At 57.7% G+C, this 20,256-nt stretch carries 19 protein-coding genes; 2 read left to right on the forward strand and 17 right to left on the reverse strand.

Annotation, left to right across the window (positions count from 1 at the left end):
• Positions 1-43: 43 nt before the first annotated feature.
• The 8 genes from M0G74_RS00100 to ffh all read right to left on the reverse strand — a co-directional run bounded on the left by M0G74_RS00100 (position 44) and on the right by ffh (position 7,429).
• Positions 44-1,411, reverse strand: coding sequence for a homoserine dehydrogenase (locus M0G74_RS00100; protein WP_248213191.1), 1,368 nt, complete (start codon positions 1,409-1,411; stop codon positions 44-46).
• 227 nt (positions 1,412-1,638) lie between these two features.
• On the reverse strand, positions 1,639-2,388 hold the full coding sequence (locus M0G74_RS00105; protein WP_160153054.1) for a DsbC family protein: 750 nt from the start codon (positions 2,386-2,388) through the stop codon (positions 1,639-1,641).
• A 297-nt stretch (positions 2,389-2,685) separates the two neighbouring features.
• A complete protein-coding gene (gene xerD / locus M0G74_RS00110) occupies positions 2,686-3,606 on the reverse strand; it encodes a site-specific tyrosine recombinase XerD (protein WP_248213193.1) in 921 nt (306 codons plus the stop codon).
• Positions 3,607-3,710: 104 nt separating this feature from the next.
• Positions 3,711-4,061 (reverse strand): 50S ribosomal protein L19, encoded by a 351-nt coding sequence (gene rplS, locus M0G74_RS00115; protein ID WP_160153052.1) that lies wholly within the window; start codon positions 4,059-4,061, stop codon positions 3,711-3,713.
• Between the two features lie 78 nt (positions 4,062-4,139).
• Positions 4,140-4,907, reverse strand: a complete 768-nt coding sequence (gene trmD, locus M0G74_RS00120) for a tRNA (guanosine(37)-N1)-methyltransferase TrmD (RefSeq protein ID WP_160153051.1) — start codon at positions 4,905-4,907, stop codon at positions 4,140-4,142.
• Positions 4,907-5,455 (reverse strand): ribosome maturation factor RimM, encoded by a 549-nt coding sequence (gene rimM, locus M0G74_RS00125; protein ID WP_248213207.1) that lies wholly within the window; start codon positions 5,453-5,455, stop codon positions 4,907-4,909. Before rimM ends, trmD begins: the two co-directional genes overlap by 1 nt.
• A 51-nt stretch (positions 5,456-5,506) precedes the next feature.
• The gene (gene rpsP, locus M0G74_RS00130) at positions 5,507-5,746 is read right to left on the reverse strand and encodes a 30S ribosomal protein S16 (protein ID WP_160153049.1); all 240 of its coding nucleotides are present in this window, start codon (positions 5,744-5,746) and stop codon (positions 5,507-5,509) included.
• Positions 5,747-6,001: 255 nt separating this feature from the next.
• Positions 6,002-7,429, reverse strand: a complete 1,428-nt coding sequence (gene ffh, locus M0G74_RS00135; protein WP_248213209.1) for a signal recognition particle protein — start codon at positions 7,427-7,429, stop codon at positions 6,002-6,004.
• Positions 7,430-7,570: 141 nt separating this feature from the next.
• Between ffh and ccsA the strand changes: the two genes are divergently transcribed.
• Together ccsA and M0G74_RS00145 are read left to right on the forward strand one after the other, a co-directional pair.
• Positions 7,571-8,395, forward strand: coding sequence for a cytochrome c biogenesis protein CcsA (ccsA, locus tag M0G74_RS00140; protein WP_248213211.1), 825 nt, complete (start codon positions 7,571-7,573; stop codon positions 8,393-8,395).
• A 69-nt stretch (positions 8,396-8,464) separates the two neighbouring features.
• On the forward strand, positions 8,465-9,736 hold the full coding sequence (locus tag M0G74_RS00145) for an HlyC/CorC family transporter (protein ID WP_160153047.1): 1,272 nt from the start codon (positions 8,465-8,467) through the stop codon (positions 9,734-9,736).
• A gap of 63 nt (positions 9,737-9,799) precedes the next feature.
• Here the strand turns inward: M0G74_RS00145 and rnhB are convergent, their stop codons facing one another.
• The 9 genes from rnhB to ispC all read right to left on the reverse strand — a co-directional run bounded on the left by rnhB (position 9,800) and on the right by ispC (position 20,221).
• Positions 9,800-10,414 carry a ribonuclease HII gene (rnhB, locus tag M0G74_RS00150; protein WP_248213213.1) on the reverse strand — a complete coding sequence of 205 codons (615 nt, stop codon included), beginning with the start codon at positions 10,412-10,414 and terminating at the stop codon, positions 9,800-9,802.
• A 53-nt stretch (positions 10,415-10,467) separates the two neighbouring features.
• Positions 10,468-11,595, reverse strand: coding sequence for a lipid-A-disaccharide synthase (gene lpxB, locus M0G74_RS00155; protein ID WP_160154895.1), 1,128 nt, complete (start codon positions 11,593-11,595; stop codon positions 10,468-10,470).
• A gap of 55 nt (positions 11,596-11,650) precedes the next feature.
• Positions 11,651-12,430 (reverse strand): acyl-ACP--UDP-N-acetylglucosamine O-acyltransferase, encoded by a 780-nt coding sequence (lpxA, locus tag M0G74_RS00160; RefSeq protein ID WP_160153045.1) that lies wholly within the window; start codon positions 12,428-12,430, stop codon positions 11,651-11,653.
• Positions 12,431-12,605: 175 nt separating this feature from the next.
• Positions 12,606-13,043, reverse strand: coding sequence for a 3-hydroxyacyl-ACP dehydratase FabZ (gene fabZ / locus M0G74_RS00165; protein WP_160153044.1), 438 nt, complete (start codon positions 13,041-13,043; stop codon positions 12,606-12,608).
• A gap of 150 nt (positions 13,044-13,193) precedes the next feature.
• On the reverse strand, positions 13,194-14,249 hold the full coding sequence (gene lpxD / locus M0G74_RS00170) for a UDP-3-O-(3-hydroxymyristoyl)glucosamine N-acyltransferase (protein ID WP_248213215.1): 1,056 nt from the start codon (positions 14,247-14,249) through the stop codon (positions 13,194-13,196).
• 30 nt (positions 14,250-14,279) lie between these two features.
• On the reverse strand, positions 14,280-14,795 hold the full coding sequence (locus M0G74_RS00175) for an OmpH family outer membrane protein (RefSeq protein ID WP_160153042.1): 516 nt from the start codon (positions 14,793-14,795) through the stop codon (positions 14,280-14,282).
• A gap of 133 nt (positions 14,796-14,928) precedes the next feature.
• Positions 14,929-17,496, reverse strand: a complete 2,568-nt coding sequence (gene bamA / locus M0G74_RS00180) for an outer membrane protein assembly factor BamA (RefSeq protein ID WP_160153041.1) — start codon at positions 17,494-17,496, stop codon at positions 14,929-14,931.
• A gap of 113 nt (positions 17,497-17,609) precedes the next feature.
• Complete coding sequence (rseP, locus tag M0G74_RS00185) at positions 17,610-18,968, reverse strand: RIP metalloprotease RseP (protein WP_248213222.1); 1,359 nt, start codon at positions 18,966-18,968, stop codon at positions 17,610-17,612.
• A gap of 5 nt (positions 18,969-18,973) precedes the next feature.
• Positions 18,974-20,221: a 1-deoxy-D-xylulose-5-phosphate reductoisomerase gene (gene ispC, locus M0G74_RS00190; protein WP_248213224.1), complete on the reverse strand. Its 1,248-nt coding sequence runs from the start codon at positions 20,219-20,221 to the stop codon at positions 18,974-18,976.
• Positions 20,222-20,256: the final 35 nt, after the last annotated feature.

Genomic DNA, 20,256 nt, shown 5'->3' on the forward strand with positions numbered 1-20,256 from the left:
AAGGCGGCGGGTGCGCACGGCACACCCGCCCGAGGTCTTCTGGTCAGCCCAAAGGCTCTACACGGATGCGGACTACCGGCCCCTGGATACTGTCCAGGGCCTCGATCTGGTTCACCGCCTCTTGCAGCTGTGACTCTCTAGCCCGACTGGTCAGCAAGACCACCGGTACCAGCTCTTCGTCTTCCGCCGGCTCATGCTGAATCAGCGCTTCGATACTGATCCCTTGGTCGCTGCAGATCTTCGCCACCTGGGACATGACACCCGGTTTATCGAACGCGGAAATACGCATGTAATAACTGGTTTCGGTATCACCCATGGGCAACACATCATCGAGACCACCCTGGCTATCCTGGGTCACACCCGCCAGCGGCACTCGCTGGTCCGGTCGCACATGCAGGGTGCGCGCTACATCCACAATGTCTGCGATCACGGCAGACGCCGTTGCCTCGGCGCCGGCGCCGGCGCCGTAATACAAGGTTGGACCGACGGCATCGCCATTTACCAGCACCGCGTTCATCACGCCATTCACGTTGGCGATCAGGCGACGCTGAGGGATCAGGGTCGGGTGCACCCGCAGCTCCACCCCGTCGTTGGTACGGCGGGCAATCCCCAGATGCTTGATGCGATATCCCAGCTCATCCGCATAACGAATGTCCTCTTTGGCAACACCGCTGATGCCCTCGGTATACACCTTGTCGAATGCCAGCGGCATGCCAAAGGCCAGAGAAGCCATGATCACCAGTTTATGCGCCGCGTCGATACCCTCCACATCAAAGGTCGGGTCGGCCTCGGCATAGCCCAGGGCCTGGGCCTGGGCCAGCGCTTCTTCAAAGCTACGGCCCTTTTCGCGCATTTCGGTCAGGATATAGTTGCCGGTACCGTTGATGATGCCTGCCAACCACTGAATACGGTTGCCGACCAACCCCTCTCGCAGGGATTTGATAATCGGGATACCACCCGCCACGGCCGCCTCGTAAGCGATGGTTACGCCGCGCTCAGCAGCGGCCGCAAACAGTTCATTGCCGTGCTCGGCAATCAGCGCCTTATTGGCGGTAACCACATGCTTGCCATTGGCGATAGCCGTTAATACCAACTCACGGGCAACCGTAGTGCCACCGATCAGCTCAACCAGCACATCCACATCGGGATTGTTGGCGACATCAAAAATCTCACGAGTGATGTTCAGGCGGCTGGTATCACTGGCCGGGTTATCACGCCGGGCTCCAATCTGAACGATCTCCACCGGACGGCCACAACGGGCGGCAATTTCTTCGCAATTGCGCGCCATAACATTGACGGTACCGCTACCCACGGTCCCGAGACCGCAAATACCGATACGCACTGCCGGTACGGAACCCGCAGCTAAAGAATTTTCTGAGACCTTGGTGGCTTCATCGGCGAATGCGCTCACAACTTCCCTCCGCGCATGGCTGCGAAAGATCGCAGCGCAATATCTGGCGTATAAATCATAAAAAGGTCGACAACCTTACTGAGACAGGGGGGAAATTGTCAATAAAATTGCGCAGGCTGATCAAGAAACCTGCAACCATCCTCAAACCCGGAGCATAAAAAAGGCCGGCAGAGCCGACCTTTTCTCATGCGACCGGGGAAGCCCCCAAGAGCTCCACTAGTCCGGTATCAGATACCCAACGCCTTGACCAGCGTATCCGGCGGCAGATAACCGGGAACCACAGTACCGTCTTCCATCACAATGGTCGGGGTCCCGCGCACATCAATTGCCTCGTTCCCCAGCTTGTACTGCGCCGCAACCGGGTTGTCGTTACACACTTTGATGGGTACGTTTTTACGGTTTTTCAGATCGGTGAGGGTTTTGTTGGGGTCGTCCGCACACCAAGCGGTCGCTATCTTGCGATAACCTACGGAATTCAGGCCCGCACGGGGAAACGCCAGGTAGCGCACTTCAATACCGCGCCGATTCAGCTCAGGCACGTCATTGTGCAGTTTCTGGCAGTAACCACAGTCCACATCGGTAAAGACGTAGATATGGGCTTTAGCCTTACCTTTCGGGGAGTAGACGATCATATCGTCCAGGTCTTGCTGATCCATGACCGCAGCGCGGGCACGTCCGCGGCGCTGCTCGGAGATATTTACCACCTGCTCCGGCTTGACCTCGAACAGGTCTCCAGCGATGAAGTGACCGCCGTCTTTGGACACAAACAATACATTCCCGCCGTTCACTTCCACCTCGTAAAGCCCCGGCATCGGGCTTTCACGCACATCCCCAAATTTCGCCTGGGGGTTTCCGGCGGAGAGCTTGGCCTTAATCTGTTTGGCAACAGCGTCATCCACTGCTGCAACAGCCCCCTGCCCCAGCAGGAGTGAGGCGGCAGCAACGAGCGCAGTCAGAGGCTTGGCAAGAAAGGTCATGTTCGATTCGCTCCAGATAATTCGTCGTTGTTACTGCCAGTGTTCGCGGCTAGGGATTAACGTTTTATTTTGGACCGCCCCTGCGGCCCGCGGTTCCAGCCCAGTATGGCACCAAACCAATGTTGCCGAGCAGTACACGACGCGTTTTACTACACCCGGGATCGCAAAACCACCGACACGCCCCACTTTCTCGACCAGCGGCAACCCCAGCGCGACCGAAAAGTCTCCCTCGCGGACAAAGATGCCCGCAGCCAGCCTTCAATCTCGACCTTCAGCCTCGACCTTCAGCCTCGACCTTCAACCACGTGGATGATGCTCCCCATGAAGGGACTGCAGCCGCGCCTGTGCCACCGCCGTATAGATCTGGGTAGTGGAAAGATCCGAATGCCCTAGCAGCAGCTGGACCACCCGCAAATCGGCACCATGATTCAGCAGATGTGTCGCAAATGCGTGGCGCAGCGTATGCGGTGACAGCGGCTTATCAATCGCCGCCACCTGCGCCCAATGCTTGATTCGATACCAGAAGGTCTGACGGGTCATCGGGTTGCCACCGCGGCCGGGAAAACAGGCATCACTCTCTCCCATTGCCAGCAACTCCGGACGCGCCACCGTCAAATAGCGCTGCAACCAGCGCTCGGCAGCCCGCCCCATGGGCACTAACCGCTCCTTGCGCCCCTTGCCAAATACCCGCACCACCCCCTGACGCAAGTTGAGCTGTGAGATACGCAATTCCACCAGCTCACTGACCCTGAGCCCGCAGGCATAGAGCAGCTCGAGCATCGCCCGGTCGCGCAGACCGATAGCCACCTCGGTATCCGGCGCCGCCAGCAGCGCCTCCACATCCGCCTCAGACAACGACTTGGGTAATGGCTTGGGCAACTTGGGGTTATCAATCAGGGCCACCGGGTCATGCTCAATCAACCTCTGGCGCAAACAGTGCCGGTAGAAGCTGCGCATTGCCGCGAGGGCCCTGGCACTGGAGCGGGCCGAATGGCCGCCGGCATGGCGCTGCCCCAGGTAATCCAGTATGTCCTCCCGCGCAACCTGACACAGAGGCTTGCCGACCTCCTCACAAAATGCCGCGAACGCTTTCAGGTCCCGCCCGTAAGCTGCACGGGTATGATCGCTGATGCCCTGCTCCGCCCACAGCAAATCTAGCCAGGCAGCGATTTGCTGCTGGGCCTCCTGTGGAAGTACTGAGTCCTGGGAACTTTTCATATTGCGATTTAATCACACCCGCCGAAAACCCGCGCCTTCAGCTTATTATCTCAGGACATAAAAAAACCGGAGACAAGCTCCGGTTTTTTTCGCGAAAGACAAACTCAGCCGAGTTTTTCTTTAATACGCGCTGCTTTACCAGTCAGGTTGCGCAGGTAGTACAGTTTGGCTTGACGAACGTCACCACGACGCTTAACAGTCAGGCTGTCTACCAGCGGGCTGTGGGTCTGGAAAGTACGCTCTACGCCAACGCCGTGAGAGATTTTGCGCACGGTGAAAGAGGAGTTCAGGCCGCGATTGCGCTTGCCAATTACCACACCTTCAAACGCCTGCAGACGCTCGCGGTTACCTTCTTTTACCTTTACCTGAACGACAATGGTGTCGCCCGGGGCAAACTCAGGCATTTCGGCTTTCAGCTGTTCATTTTCCAGCTGCTGGATGATTTTGTTGGTCATTTGGAGTTCTCCAAAAGGGTTTTGTGTAGCCTCACGGCTAGATCACCGAATTACTCACGCCTCCCGGCGAATTCGATATTAATTCTGCTCTCCCGGCGGCAATTCCTGCAGGAACTCGTCCAGCAGTTTTGCCTGCTCCGGGCTCAGCGCCAGCTTTTCAAGCAGATCAGGCCGGCGCTGTTGCGTGCGCCCCAAGGCTTGCTTGAGACGCCAGCGGCGTATTCTTTCGTGGTTTCCGGAAAGCAAAACCTCCGGAACCTTTTTGCCCCGATAATCTTCAGGGCGCGTGTAATGCGGGCAGTCCAGCAATCCCTGAGCGAAGGAGTCCTCCACCGCAGACTGGTCGTGCCCCAGAGCGCCGGGTATCAAGCGGGTGATCGCATCTACCATCACCATCGCCGCCAACTCACCGCCGCTCAGTACATAATCACCTATCGACCATTCCTCATCGATCAGCGACTCGACGATGCGCTCATCCACCCCTTCGTAGCGGCCGGCCAGTAAGACCAGGTTCCCACTCTCGGACAAATGCTCCACACCGCCCTGATCCAACTGCCGCCCCTGGGGGGACAGGTAAATGGATCTTACTGGACCGGTCTCACCGGCCCAGCTGCGCGCCTCGGTAAGTGCCTGCGATAGCGGTTCCGGCAACATCACCATGCCCGGACCACCACCATAGGGGCGGTCGTCCACGGTGCGATGCCTGTCGCTGGTAAAATCCCGGGGATTCCAGCAGCGCACTTCAAGCAAGCCATCTTTCACCGCCCGCCCACTGATACCGTAGTCGGTCAGTGCGGCGAACATCTCCGGAAAGATACTCACCAGCGCCACGCGCTTGGCCGCCATCAGAACTCCGGGTCCCAATCGACGGTAATTACGCCGGCTTCCAGATCCACCTCAGTAATGAATTCGCCAGGCAGGTATGGAATCAGGCGCTCGCGCCCATCTTCCCCACCGCGAACCACCATTACGTCGTTGGCTCCGGTCTCCATCAGCCGCACCACCTCGCCGAAGCGATGTTCGCGACCTTCAAACTGGCTCACCACCTGCAGCCCCTGCAACTGGTGCCAGTAGTACTCGCCTTCATCCAGCTGCGGCATTTCGCTGCGGACAACGGCGATATCTCTCTGGCAGAACTGGGCCGCGATGTCGCGGTCATCCACTCCCTTGATATGTACGATGAGGCCTTTGCCGTGGCGCTTGCCGCCATCGATATCGAGAGACTGCCACTGACCGGCTAACTTTGCGTCCTGCAGCCACCACTGGGAAAACTGCAGAATGTTTTCCATGGGCTCGGTAAAGGAGTGCACCTTCAACCAGCCACGGATCCCGTAAACCGCGGTAATACGCCCTACGGTGACTAAATCTTCGCTAACAACCGAATGTTCAGTCACGGAGCTACCCCAGCGTTCGGACAAAAGTTCAGACAATCAGGTAAAGAGGAATCAGGCAGATTCTTTCAGCAGCTTGCTGACGCGATCAGACAGCTGAGCGCCTTGACCTACCCAGAACTCAACGCGCTCGCGATCAACGCGCAGACGCTCTTCTTGACCGCGGGCAACCGGGTTGAAGAAGCCAACACGCTCAATGAAACGACCGTCGCGGGATTTGCGGCTGTCAGTCACAGTCAGGTGATAAAAAGGGCGCTTCTTCGCACCGCCACGAGCCAAACGAATGGTTACCATGTAGCTATCCTGTAGTTTCAACACTTGCCAGTCACACTGGGCGACCGGTACATCCCGCCTCACGGCGGTAATTCAGACCCCGCTACTGCAGGAATCTGCTTTTAAATCATCGGTTTAAAATCGATAGTCCAGCGGCCAAGGCCTGCTGGAAGGCGGCGTATTCTAATGTACGGAATCTGGTTTGTATAGCGGCGAATATCCCCGCCCGATACCAGCACATTCCATCCCACCGAGGCCGCCAGCCAAAGCCCGCCGTTACTTCTTGCGGAAGCCCGGCGGCAGGCCACCAGGCATACCGCCCAGCCCACCCATACCACCGGCACCACCGGCACCACCGCCCATACCAGGCAGGCCGCCGAGACCGCGCATCATTTTGCTCATGCCGCCACCCTTGAGCTTTTTCATCATTTTGCCCATCTGCTTGTGCTGCTTGAGCAGGCGATTCAGATCCTGGATCTGGGTGCCGGAACCCGCGGTAATACGGCGCTTGCGAGAACCACTGAGAATATCCGGGTTGCGGCGCTCTTCCGGGGTCATGGAACCGATCAGGGCGTCCATACGGCGGAACTCCTTGCCCATATCTGCCTGTTGCGCCGCCTGCGCCAGGCCGCCCATGCCGGGCATCTTGTCCATCAGGGCACCGAGGCCACCCATATTCTGCATCTGCTGCAGCTGGTCGCGCAGATCCTCCAGATCGAAACCCTTACCCTTCTGCACCTTCTTGACCAGCTTTTCGGCCTTGGCCTTGTCGATGGTCTGCTCGGCCTGCTCAATCAAGGAGAGGATATCGCCCATGCCGAGGATCCGGGAGGCGATACGATCCGGATGGAAGGTTTCCAGGGCATCGGTTTTTTCACCGACGCCAATGAATTTAATCGGCTTGCCGGTCACATGACGCACCGACAGCGCGGCACCACCGCGGGCATCACCGTCCGCCTTGGTCAGCACTACGCCGGTGAGCGGCAGAGCGTCATTAAAGGCGCTGGCGGTATTTACCGCGTCCTGACCGATCATGGCGTCAATCACGAACAGGGTTTCCGCCGGATTCAGCTCACTGTGGAGTTCGCGAATCTCATCCATCAGCTCATCATCAATATGCAGGCGACCCGCGGTATCGACGATCAACACATCGGCAAACTGTTTGCGCGCTGCCTCGACGGCGCCACGAGCGATATCCACCGGCTTCTGGTCCGGCTGCGACGGATGGAAAATTGCGCCCACCTCGCCCGCCAGGGTTTCCAGCTGTTTGATCGCCGCGGGCCGATAGACGTCCGCACTGACCACCATTACCTTTTTCTTTTCACGCTCCTGCAGGTATTTGGAGAGCTTGGCCACACTGGTGGTTTTACCGGCACCCTGCAGGCCCGCCATCAGGATCACCGCGGGCGGTTGCACCGCCAGGTTCAACGGCGTCGCCGCCTCGCCCATCACCTTGACCAGCTCATCCTGCACGATTTTGACGAACTGCTGCCCGGGGTTCAGCGCCTTGCTGACCTTCTGCCCCACTGCCGCAGTGCGCACCTGCTGGACAAAGTCCTTCACTACCGGCAGGGCCACATCCGCCTCCAGCAGCGCCTTGCGCACTTCGCGCAGGGTGTCGCGGATATTGTCATCCGTCAGACGAGCCTTACCCGTGACTTTCTTCAATGCAGACGACAAACGGTCGCTCAGGTTATCGAACATATCACCTTCTCAAATCGTAAATTCGGCCAGCTGCGGCGCCCCGGCAAAGTCCGGGGGCTCCAAAAACGCGGCAGTATAGCCCAGCCGGGCTTTCCAGCACAGGCGCGCTGTGACACACTGCCGGCCCGGATTAAACAGATAATGCACGACGGATCTATTTCCATGGCGACTCTGGCCCACTGGATGGCAATCGCTCTCTACATCGCCACTACAGTAGTAGCGGCCACAGCCTTGTCTCGCCAATCTCAAGCGGCGCGGCAGCCCCTGCTACTGGGCCTGTTTGCCTTTGCCGTCATTGCACACGGCATTTCCCTCAAATTCACCCTGCTGGCAGACAATGGCTTCCGCTTCGATCTGCTGGCAATGCTGTCGCTGATTACCTGGTCAGTCGCCCTGCTACTCCTATGCCTGTCTTTACGCCACAAGCTCACGCTGTTGATTCTCGCCATAGCGCCGCTGGCGGCGCTGGCCGAGCTGGGGGCAGTGCACGCCTGGGCAGGAGCTACCCCTCGCTCCCAGATTTCGCCGGGCATTGCCGCCCACGCCCTCTTCTCGATTTCTGCCTATGCACTGCTGACACTGGCAACCCTGCAGGCCATCTATCTCTACTGGCTCAACCAGCAGCTACATAACCACCGCCCCTCGGGCATCAGTCGCCTATTGCCACCCTTGCAGACCATGGAGAGCCTGCTGTTTGGGCTTGTCGCTTTCGGGCAACTGCTGCTGACCGCCTCCCTGGTCACCGGCGCCCTGTTTGTGGACGACCTGTTTGCGCAGCACCTGGTACACAAAACGGCACTGTCGATACTCGCGTGGATCCTGTACAGCATCTTGCTATGGGGACACTGGAAAAAGGGCTGGCGCGGCAACACCGCGGTTCGCTGGACCCTGTCGGCCTTTGCCATACTGATGCTGGCGTTTTTCGGCAGCAAACTGGCGCTGGAAGTATTTTTCCCGCAACGCTGAGGTCGCCCGACTTGCGACCTCTTGCGATCTGTTCCAATATCGCCCTACCCCAATAAAAAGAGTTCCCCCTTGAACGACCTGCCTCCCGGCCTACTCTTCGCTCTGATAGGCCTGCTGATAGTTATTTCTGCTTTCTTCTCCAGCTCCGAAACCAGCATGATGGCGCTGAATCGCTATCGCCTGCGCCACCAGGCCAAGACCGGCCACCGCGGCGCCAAGCGCGCGGTCGAGCTGCTGTCACGGCCGGACAAGCTGATCGGCGTTATCCTGATCGGTAACAACCTGGTCAATATTCTCGCGTCGGTCATCGCCGGTGCTGTATTTACCCGGCTCTACGGCGAAGCGGGCGTGTTTTATGCCACCGCCGCTCTGACTGTGGTCATTCTGATTTTCGCGGAAGTAACCCCGAAGACCATCGCCGCACTGCACCCGGAAAAAATCGCCTTTCCCGCCACCCTGGTGTTGCGACCATTGCTGTGGCTGCTCTCCCCCTTTGTATGGCTGGTGGGCAGCATCTCCAACTGGCTGGCACGCCTTGTGGGCGTTGAGGCGGGCAAAGAGTCCGAGGCTGAACACCTTGCCCCGGAAGAGCTGCGCTCGGTGGTGTTTGAATCCGGTGCCCTGCTCCCCACCAAGCACAAAGGCATGCTGCTGAATGTGCTGGACCTGGACCAGGCCACGGTGGAAGACATCATGATTCCGCGCAATGAAGTGATCGGCGTCGACCTGGACAATTCCGCGGAACAGATACTGCACCAACTGTCTGAAAGCAGCTTCACCCGCCTGCCGGTGTACCGCGGCGACATCAACCAGGTCGTCGGTATTCTGCACCTGCGGCGCGCGGCGCAGATACTCCGCGATGGCCCGGAAACCTTGACCGCAGAGACCCTCAAGTCACATTTGAACGAACCTTACTTCGTACCGGAAGCCACGCCACTCCCCACGCTGCTGATGAACTTCCAGCAGAAAAAGCGACGCATGGGATTGGTGGTCGACGAATACGGCGAGGTCATGGGCATCGTAACCCTGGAAGACCTGCTGGAAGAGATTGTGGGGGATTTCACCGCGAGCCCGGTACCCAGTGACGACGAGGAGATCATCGCCCAGGACGATGGCTGGTACCTGGTGGATGGCGGCACCTCCATTCGGGAAATCAACCGCACCCTGCATTGGGAGCTGCCCACTGACGGCCCCAAGACCTTCAACGGACTGATCATGGAACACCTTGAGAGTATCCCCGAAGGCAATATCAGCCTGTATATCCAGGACTACCTGATCGAGATTGTCGAAGTGTCCGACAAGATGATCACCAGCGCCCGGGTTAAAAAGGCCGGCAGCTAAACCTGGGCGACAGCTTGATCATCGCCCGTCCGCGGTCGCCTTCCTAACATTTTCCTAGCGCCGTCAGATCAGCTCCAACTGGCGGCGCACTGGCCCAAAGCTCTTGCGATGAATATCGCTTGCCCCCAGGCGCTCCAGCGCCTCCATATGCACCTTTGTGGGATAACCCTTGTGCCCTGCGAGGCCGTACCCAGGGTACTCCTTGTCCAGCGCGACCATTTCCCGATCCCGCGTGACCTTGGCCAGAATCGAGGCTGCGGCAATCGCAGCGACCCGATCATCCCCCTTGACCACCGTATCGCAGGCATAGTGCCAGTTGGGCTTGCGGTTGCCATCCACGAGGACGAATTCCGGCTGCACGGATAACTGTTCCACCGCCCGCTTCATGGCCAGCAGACTGGCGTGCAGAATGTTGAGCTGGTCGATCTCTTCTATGGTTGCGCGGGTAACAGCAAACGCCAGCGCCTTTTCCCGAATTTCATCAAACAATAATTCGCGCTTCTTCTCTGTCAGCTTTTTCGAATCGGCCAGGCCCGCCACCGGGTTTTCAGGGTCCAGTATCACGGCGGCCGCAACTACATCCCCCGCCAGAGGACCCCGGCCGACCTCATCCACACCGGCGAGCAAAGTACCAGAGTAAGGGCTGACGTAAGGAGGCAAAGTAGACTTGGTTTTCATTGAGAGACAGGCCGGATATTTATCGGAAGAGCGAACAGAAATCGCTCGAAAAATTAAGGGGAAATCAGGTTACAGATTGCGTCTGCGGCCTTTTCTGAAGCGTCGCGTCGCAATTCCTGGTGCAGCTCACTGAACTCCCTGCGCAATCGGTCCCCCAGAAGCGGGTCATCGAAGTAGTTCAATATCGCAGCACCCAATGCCTCGGGGGTAGCGTCATCCTGGAGTATTTCCGGCACCAGCTCTTTCTGGGCCAACAGATTCGGCAGGGAAACCCAAGGCGTGTGCAACATCCGCGAAAAGATCGCATATGACAGCGCGGCCATTTTGTAGGCCACCACCATCGGCTTGTTCATCAGCATGGTTTCAAGGGTGGCCGTGCCGGAGGCAATCAGTACCGCATCTGCTGCGGCCAGCGCCTGCTGCGAGTTGCCATCCAACAGGGTCAGGGGCAAATCCCCGATGCCCGGTAACTGCGACAACTGTTGCTCCAGCTGCGCTTTGCGCTCGGCACTGGCCGCCGGCAATACAAACTTCAGATTGCCGCGACGCTGGGAGCACCACAGCGCGGCCTGCAAAAACAGCGGGCCCAGCAAGCGCACTTCACCACCGCGACTGCCCGGAAGCAACGCCACGACTTCGTCGTCCGGAGAAAACCCCAGTGCCCGTTTGGCGGCGACCACATCCACATCCAGCGGTATTTCATCCGCCAGCGGGTGCCCTACAAAAGTCACCGGGACCTCGTGTTCCCGATAAAAATCTGCCTCAAATGGCAGCAGCGTGAGCATATGATCCACAGCGCGCGCGATCTTCTTGATTCGCCCCTGGCGCCAGGCCCACACGGAAGGGCTGACATAGTGCACCGTAGGGATACCCTCAGAGCGCAGGGATTCTTCGAGGCCGAGATTGAAATCCGGGGAATCAATGCCGATGAAAACATCGGGCGGATTGGCAATGAAATATTGCCGCAGGGAACGGCGAATCTTCAGCAGCTCCGGCAACCGCTTCAGCGGCTCCACCAGGCCCATCACCGAAAGGCGGTCCATTGGAAACAGCGACTCAGCGCCCAACGCCTGCATCCGCGGCCCGGCGATGCCGACTACCTCGACTTTATCGAAACGCTTCTGAAGAGCGGCAATGAGCCCGGCCCCCAGAATATCACCGGACGCTTCGCCGGCGAGCATGCCGACACGCAGCACTGATCCCTGCTTTGACACAGCGTTACCTCACTACCGGCAATTAGCGGACGATACCGCGCGCGGAGTTCTTGAGAGAGTCGATCCAGGGCTCAATGACGGCAGACTCCTGGCGCAACTGCGCGAGAGATTCCAGCGCCTCGTCTGTGGTCAGACCGCGACGGTATACAATTTTGTAGGCCTTGTTGATCAGCGCAATTTCTTCACGGGAAAATCCCCGGCGGCGCAACCCTTCGGCATTAATGGTTTTGGCCTCGGCCGGGTTGCCAGCAACCATGACATAAGCCGGCACATCCTTGCCAATGCCCGCGCCCATACCAGTAAAGGCGTGCTCACCAATGGTGCAGTGCTGGTGTACCAGGGTATATCCACTGAGAATGGCCCAGTCGCGCACATACACATGCCCCGCCAGGGCAACATTGTTTACGAGGATGGTGTGATTACCGATGACACTGTCGTGACCGATATGGGCGTAGGCCATCAGCAGATTGTCATTGCCAATGGTGGTTTCACCGCGATCCTGGACGGTTCCACGGTGGATGGTGACCCCTTCGCGAATCACATTGTTATCGCCAATCACCAGCGTTGTAGGCTCCCCCTGGTACTTTTTGTCGGGGGTATCCTGGCCAACAGAGGAAAACTGGTAGATGCGGTTGTTCTTGCCCAGCTTGGTGGGCCCACTGAGCACCACGTGGGATGCGATTTCACAGCCGTCGCCAATTTCCACGTCTGGGCCCACGATCGAATAGGGGCCAATTTGCACCCCTTCACCAATCGTTGCCGAGTCATCGACGATCGCGGTCGGGTGAATTCTGGTCTGCATTCTGTGGCTTTCTCCTCACCGGCTCGGGGTTTCGCTCCGCGGCCCTTGGCCCACTATAGGCGGGTACCGGCGTCGCTTTTGGCGCCGATACTCTAACCCCAACCGACGAACATAAAAAACAATTTGGTCACAATGAAGCCTGATCATTGTGACTCATTTCTGCCTGAGTGACGGATCAGATCTTTTTGACCGCGCAGAGAATATCGGCCGATGCCGCGAGCTCACCATCAACACTGGCTTTACCGGCAAACTTCCAGATACCGCGACGCTCGGATACCACCACAGACTCCAGCTGCAGTCGGTCACCCGGGACTACCTGACGCTTGAAGCGCACATTGTCGATACCGGCGAACAGGTAGAGATAGCCGTCTTCCGGCTTCTGCCCCAGGGTTTTAAAACCGAGGATGCCGGAAACCTGAGCCAGCGCCTCTACAATCATGACACCGGGGAAAATCGGCATCTCGGGAAAGTGGCCATTGAACACCTCTTCATTGATCGAGATATTCTTGTAACCCGTGATTGATTTCCCCTCTTCCAGTTCGACAACGCGATCAACCAGAAGAAAAGGATAGCGGTGCGGCAAGTATTGACGAATTTCTTGTACGTCCATCATGGCAAATTGTTCCCAGAAACCACTTCGGGGCGTCGTACGCCCCGAATTTAAACAGTAAAAAATTTTTGGCGCGCGCGCCCTTGCGGCAATCGCGCCCATCAGGGACAAGTTTTCCCCGAGAGTATCTATCCAGGGTTATCTATCCCCGGGTCACTCTTCGCCCTGCGCCTGCTCTAGCGCCTTTTCGAGCGCAGTAAGCCGGCGAGCCATCTGATCCAGCTGCCCGTAACGCACCGCATTCTTTCGCCAGGAGCGGCTTTCAGAGAAAGGTGTGCCACTGGAGTAAGAACCAGCCGCTTCGATAGATTTAGTAACCAACGTACGGGCAGTGACATGACTGCGATCGGCGATGGTTACGTGACCAACGATCCCCGCGCCGCCAGCAATGGTGCAGTGTTTACCGATGATTGCGCTGCCCGCTACCGCGGAGCAAGCTGCCATGGCTGTGTAGTCACCAATTTGCACATTGTGAGCGATTTGCACCATGTTGTCGATCTTCACCCCACGACCGATCTGGGTATTTCCCAGTGCGCCGCGATCGATACAACTGCATGCACCGATTTCCACTTCATCAGCGATTTCAACACCGCCGAGCTGGTGGATCTTGGTCCAGCGCCCCTGGCTGGGGGCGAAACCAAAGCCATCTGCGCCGATGATGGTGTTGCTGTGGATGATGCAGTCTGCGCCAATAAAACAACCGTGGTAGATAACCACCCCCGGAAACAGGCGTGTTCGCGCACCGATTTCACTACCGGCACCGACCACACAACCCGGACCGATAATCGCGTCCGCCGCAATTTTCGTATCCGCCTCGATTACGGCACCAGGACCAATATAGGCACTGGCATCGACGTCTGCCGTCGGATGAACCGAAGCCAGCGCGTCAATACCCGCAGAATATTGCGGTGCGTTATCGTAAATCGCCGTTGCAACGGCAAAGGCATGGTAGGGGTTGGATACGATCAGCGCGGTGACCGGGCAAGTCTCGGCCTGATCCTCGGTAACCAGTACCGCACAGGCGCGGGTATCTGCCAGGAAACGCCGGTAATTGGCACTGGCCAGGAAACTGATTTCACTGTCACTGGCGTCTTGCAGGGTATTCAGGCCAGACGGGATCTGGTCACCGCTGGCCCCATCCGCCAGGCGCAACTGCGCGCCCAGCGTTTCAGCCAACTGCGCCAGTGTTGGCTGTTTGCTCTTTGTCATGAATTCTAATCGCGGGAACTTGCCGTAAAATTACTTCGCCGCGTTCAGGCGCTTGACCACTTCTTCGGTCAGGTTGGCACCGGTACCGGCGTAAACTGCCGCATTGGCATCCAGTACCAGGTCCAGTTTCTTCTCTTTGATCACTGCTTCCAGGGCCGCCTTGGCTTTCGGCAACAGGTCTTTCTGGATTTCCTGAACGGCCTGGCCTTCCATTGCGCGCAGCTTTTTCACCGCGGTCTCGAAGTCAGAGCGCTTGAAATTCATTTTGCGCTGCTGCTCTGCTTTCTGCTCGTCAGACCAGGTAACGCCATTTTTTTGCGCGTCTTCCGCCATTTTCTGTACTTCCGCGCGAATACCTTCCGCGCTGTTTTGCAGCTGCGAGTACTCGGAGCTGGTTTTCAGCGCATTGATTTTTGAGGTCGCTTTCTCTGTGCTCATGATTGCAGCCTGGATGTTGACCACAGCCACCTTGGTTTGCGCCACAGCTGCGCCAGTAAACAGAAGGCCTGCCAGCAGGATTGCGCTTGTTTTAACAAGTTTGAACACGTTAATTCTCCGTATCTCTGTAAGTTGCGGCACTCCTCTGAGTGCCCGTTATTATTGAATCGTTATTGAATCGTTGTACTGCCCACCTGGTGACTGCCGAAGCATTGGATCACCACGGGTGACGCTGCACGAGTTAGAAGCTGTTACCCAATGAGAACTGGAACACTTCCACATCGTCGTCCTCGTTTTGCTCCAGCGCCTTGGACAAACTGAAGGTCAGCGGACCAAAGCCGGTAATCCAGGTCAGGCCGATACCGGCGGACACATTGATGTACCGGGCGTCAATATCGTAACAGTTGAGCTGAGATACGCCACAGCTAGTGCTGAAAACATTACCCGCATCCACAAAAAACGCAGACTGCATGGAGCGCTGATCTTTCACGAACGGAATCGGGAAAATCACCTCGGCACTACCTTCTACGAGGATATTGCCACCAAATGGCTGTGGTCTACGACCCGTTGACTGGGTAACCAGTTCACCGGTATCCGGATCCAGTACGTAACAGGCCTTGGAGTAAACCCCGTCTTCAACCGCACAGCTCACCAGGCTGTAGGTCTCCGCCGGCGTTGAGCGCGGACCAAGGGTATTGCGCTCAAAGCCGCGCACAGAGCCGAAACCACCGCCGTAGAAGTTTTCAAAGAACGGCATCTGCTCGGTATCGCCGTAACCATCCGCGTAGCCCAGGCGAGTGCGCAGACGCAGGGTCAGGTCTTTGGTCAGCGGGCGGAAGTACTGCGCGGTATAAATGAATTTGGAGTACTCGAGATCCCCTCCCGGCAGCGCGATTTCCAGAGAGGCGCGCTGAGACGCGCCTCGGGTCGCAAGAATACCGCGGTTCAAGGTGGAGCGCGCGTAGGAGGTCGTCAGAGACCAGGTATCAAACTCATCGCCATACAGATCCACAAATCCGTTCAGATTCGTATTCAGCAGCGAAGTATCCACCGGCATACTCAGGTCGAGGTTGACGTCGGTATCCACCGCTTCCGCCAACTCTTCTGAAATAGCCGCCAGGTCATCCTGAGAAACCTGTCCGGTGACACCAGCATCCGGACGCGGGCTGGCAATAATTTCCTGTACAGAATTGCTGTGTGTACTCAGTTCCAGGTGGTTAAAACCGATATTCAGGCCAACACGGGAGATTTCAGAGATCGGATAACCGAAGCTCAGGCCCGCACCGTAGGTGGTGGTGTTATAGCTGGACAGGTTGATCTCGGAGTAATCCCGCTCCTGATAAAACACGTTGAAACCGCGGCTTACACCATCCGGTGTGAAATAAGGGTCGGTGTAGGAGAAGTTCACCACCGACTGGTATCGGGAAGTGTTGACCGCAAAGCCGACGGATTTGCCGGTACCCAGCCAGTTGTTCTCCTGCACATTGGCACCCAGCACCAGGCCGCTACCCTGAGCGTAACCCACGGTGCCGCCGATGGTGCCGGACGGCTGCTCTTCTACGGTGTATTCAACATCGATCTGGTCGGAAGTACCCGGTACTTCGGTGGTTTCCACCTGCACTTCTTTAAAGTAACCGAGGCGCTCCAGTCGCACCTTGGACTGCTCGATACGCGCGGAGGAAGCAGACGCGGATTCCATTTGACGCATTTCCCGGCGCAACACGTCATCCGATGTGCGGGTATTGCCGCGGAAATTAATCCGACGCACGTAAGCGCGCTTACCCGGGTCGATGAAGAAGGTCACCTTAACCGTTTTATCTTCTTCATTAGCCTCCGGCATACCGTTCACTTCCGCGAAGGTATAGCCCTCATTACCCAGTCGCTTGGTAATGTAATCGGAGGTAGTGGTCATCAAAACCTGAGAGAAGGTCTGCCCCTTGCGCACCAGCAGCAGGCGACGAATTTCTTCCTCAGTCACCACAGGGTCGCCGGCCAGCTCCACATCCGACACGGTGTAAACGTCACCTTCTGTGATATTGATGGTGATGAATACACTCTGTTTGTCCGGGCTCAGGGACACCTGGGTGGAGTCGATTTTGAACTCGAGGTAACCGCGGTCGAGGTAATAGGATTCCAGGCGCTCGAGGTCGCCGGTGAGCTTTTCCCGTGAGTATTTGTCGTCGCTGTTCAGCCAGGACAGCCAGCCGGTGGTCTGGAGTTCAAAAATTTCCCCCAGCTCCTCATCGGAAAAGGCGCTGTTGCCGACCACATTAATGTGCTTGATCGCGGCCACTGAGCCTTCATCCACCACGACCTTCAACTCGACCTGGTTGCGCGGCAGCTCTTTGACTTCGGTTTTCACACTGGCGCCGTAGCGGCCCTGAGCAACATATTGACGCTGCAGTTCCTGCGCCAAACCTTCCAGGGTGGCGCGCTTGAAAATCTGGCCTTCGGCAAGCCCGTTGTCGTTCATGCCCTTAAGCAGATCTTCGGTCTTGATCGCCTTGTTACCGGTAATTTCGATCTTGGAGATCGCCGGACGCTCGCGCACCGTGATGACGAGCACGCCACTCTCACGGCCGATCTGGATGTCCTGAAAGTAACCGGTGCGGAACAGGGCACGCGTGGCACTCTGAATTTCCACACTTTCAATCTGATCGCCAACCCGCACTGGCAAAGCGGCAAAAACAGTACCCGCCGAAACCCGCTGCAGGCCTTCCACGCGAATATCGTTGACTACAAACGACTGGGCATAGGCAGCAATCGGCAGTGCCAAACCAAGCGAAGCCGCTTTCAGGAAATCTTTCATCTACTAGTTCCGAGTTTTTATTCGCAATTCCAGCCGGGCCAAAGGGCCCGTTCAACCATCAATAGGCTTCAGGACTCACCACCAGTGGAGCCCCGAAGACACAATATTTCGAGTTAGAGGCGCAATATGTCGTTGTACAGCGCCAGCGCCATGATCCCCAGTACCATGGCCATACCAACCTGCAGGCCAATCATCTGTATCTTCTCAGACACAGGGGATCCCTTTATGGCCTCAATACCGTAGTAGAGGAGGTGCCCGCCGTCGAGAACCGGGATTGGCAGCAGGTTCAATACGCCAAGGCTGATACTCAGTAGCGCCAGCAGTGATAAAAATGACTGCCAGCCAGCATCCGCCGAAGTGCCGGCCACTTTAGCAATGGTAATTGGGCCACTCAAGTTACGGGTGGAGAGCTGTCCGAAAAGCAGCTTCTTCAGGCTTTGCAGTGTAAATACCGTCTTGCTCCAGGTTTCCTCCAGTCCTTTACTGAAGGCACCCAGCACACCGTAGTGATATCGGCGCACGCGATCTTCCGGCCAGGCGGCACCCACCGGCAGCACACCGATACGGCCTATTTCATCGCCATTTTCGAGTGTCACGGCTTCCGGGGTAACACTGACATCCAACTCGGTGCCATCGCGCAGCACCGAGACCCTGACCGCTTGCTCAGCACGCGCCTTGATATAAGTGGTCCAGGCATCCCAGCTGTCAAACTCGCGACCATCACTGGCGATAATTTCATCACCCGCCTGCAAACCGCCCTGCTCTGCCGGACTTTCGGGCACCACCTGGCTCAGTTTCATACTGACTGAGGGCACCCACAACTTGACGCCGATTTCCTGCAGAGGATCGGGCACTTCCTGCCCGGCCAGCCAGCGGTCAATATCCGCATACATGTGGTATTCAAGGGAGGAATCCGGGTAGCGCACGGAAAACTTGATATGCCCGCTATCACCCAGTCGGTTGGCAAGCTGCCAGTTCAGCGCCTGCCAGGTGGGCGTTGGCTGATCGTCGATGGCAAGAATTTCCTGACCAGACTCCAGCCCGGCATAGGCGGCCAGGCTACCGGCCTCCACCTCATCCACCACCGGCACAGGGCCGGAAGTCCCGCCCATAAACACGCCCCAGAAGAGCACTATGGCGAGCAGAAAATTGGCAAATGGACCCGCCGCGGCAATCGCCATACGCGCCCAGACATTTTTGCGGTTGAACGTCTGATCCAGCTCATCGGGCGCGACACTCCCTTCGCGCTCGTCCAGAAATTTGACATAGCCACCAAGGGGAATCGCGGAGATGGTAAATTCCGTGCCGTGACGATCGTAGCGGGAAAACAGCCGACGGCCGAAGCCCACGGAGAATCTCAGCACCTTGACGCCACACCAGCGCGCCACGATAAAGTGGCCGAACTCGTGAAAGCTCACCAGGACACCGAGGGCCACCAGGGCCCAGACTGCTGTCTGTAAGATATCTAACATGGGCGTTACATTGATCTCGTTTGAGGGCGCTGCTCGTCCAGATGCAGGCCGTACAGCTCATTCAGTACTTCCATCGCCCGCTCACGAGCATTCCGATCAGCCTGTTCGACTGCTTCCAGGTCTGTCAGTTCAACCACCTCGGTAGTTTTCATGACCTTTTCTATCGAGCGGGCAATACCAGTGAAGGGGATGGCCTCCGCAAGGAATGCATCCACGGCGACCTCATTCGCCGCATTCAGGGTAGTGGGCGCACTGCCACCCGCCTCCATGGCTTCTCGAGCCAGTCGCAGACAGGGAAAGCGCGCCTCATCCGGTGCCTCAAAATCCAGCCGGCCCTGAGTAATCAGGTCCAGCGCGGCGACACCACTGTCGATACGCTCGGGGAATGCCAGTGCATGGGCGATGGGCGTGCGCATATCCGGGTTACCCATCTGTGCCAGCAGCGACCCATCCCGATACTGCACCATGGAGTGCACGATGCTCTGCGGGTGTACCACGATCTGGATATCCCCAGGCGCCGCATGGAACAGATAGCAGGCCTCAATAAATTCCAGCCCCTTATTCATCATGGTGGCGGAATCCACGGAAATTTTGCGCCCCATGGACCAGTTGGGGTGATTACACGCCTGTTCCGGCGTGACGCTATCCAGGGCTTCTGGCGCGGTGGCTCTAAAGGGACCACCGGAGCCCGTGAGCAGAATCCGCTCAACCCCAGCATCGCTGAGGCTGTCACAGGGATACGGCAGACACTGAAAAATGGCATTGTGCTCGCTATCAATGGGCAGCAGCTGCGCATCGCTCTGGTTCAGCGCTGCCATGAACAGGGGCCCAGCCATCACCAGCGATTCCTTGTTCGCCAGCAGCACTTTCTTCCCCGCCTGCACCGCCGCAAGAGTCGGTTTCAAACCCGCCGCCCCCACAATGGCAGCCATGACCACGGCAACCCGTTCGTCTGCGGCAACCTGGCACAGGGCGTCCACCCCCCAGAGCACTTCGGTATCGCCCTGTTCTCCCCGCAACAGCGCCTGCAACTGCAGCGCCTTCTCCCGATCGAGTACCACCGCATATTTCGGGGCAAAGCGGCGACATTGCTGTGCCAGCTCTTCGATTCTGTCCCGGGCGGTAAGCGCAAACACCGAGTATTTTTGCGGATGGCGGGCCAACACATCGAGCGTGCTGACACCAATGGAGCCGGTGGACCCGAGCACACAAACCGGTTGTATTGCAGTGGAGTCAGGGGTCGTGGATTGCATTGAAACGGTTTACCTCAACGGCTGTACAGTGCACA

The organism is Microbulbifer sp. CAU 1566 (assembly GCF_023156515.1).
Taxonomy (GTDB): Bacteria; Pseudomonadota; Gammaproteobacteria; order Pseudomonadales; family Cellvibrionaceae; genus Microbulbifer.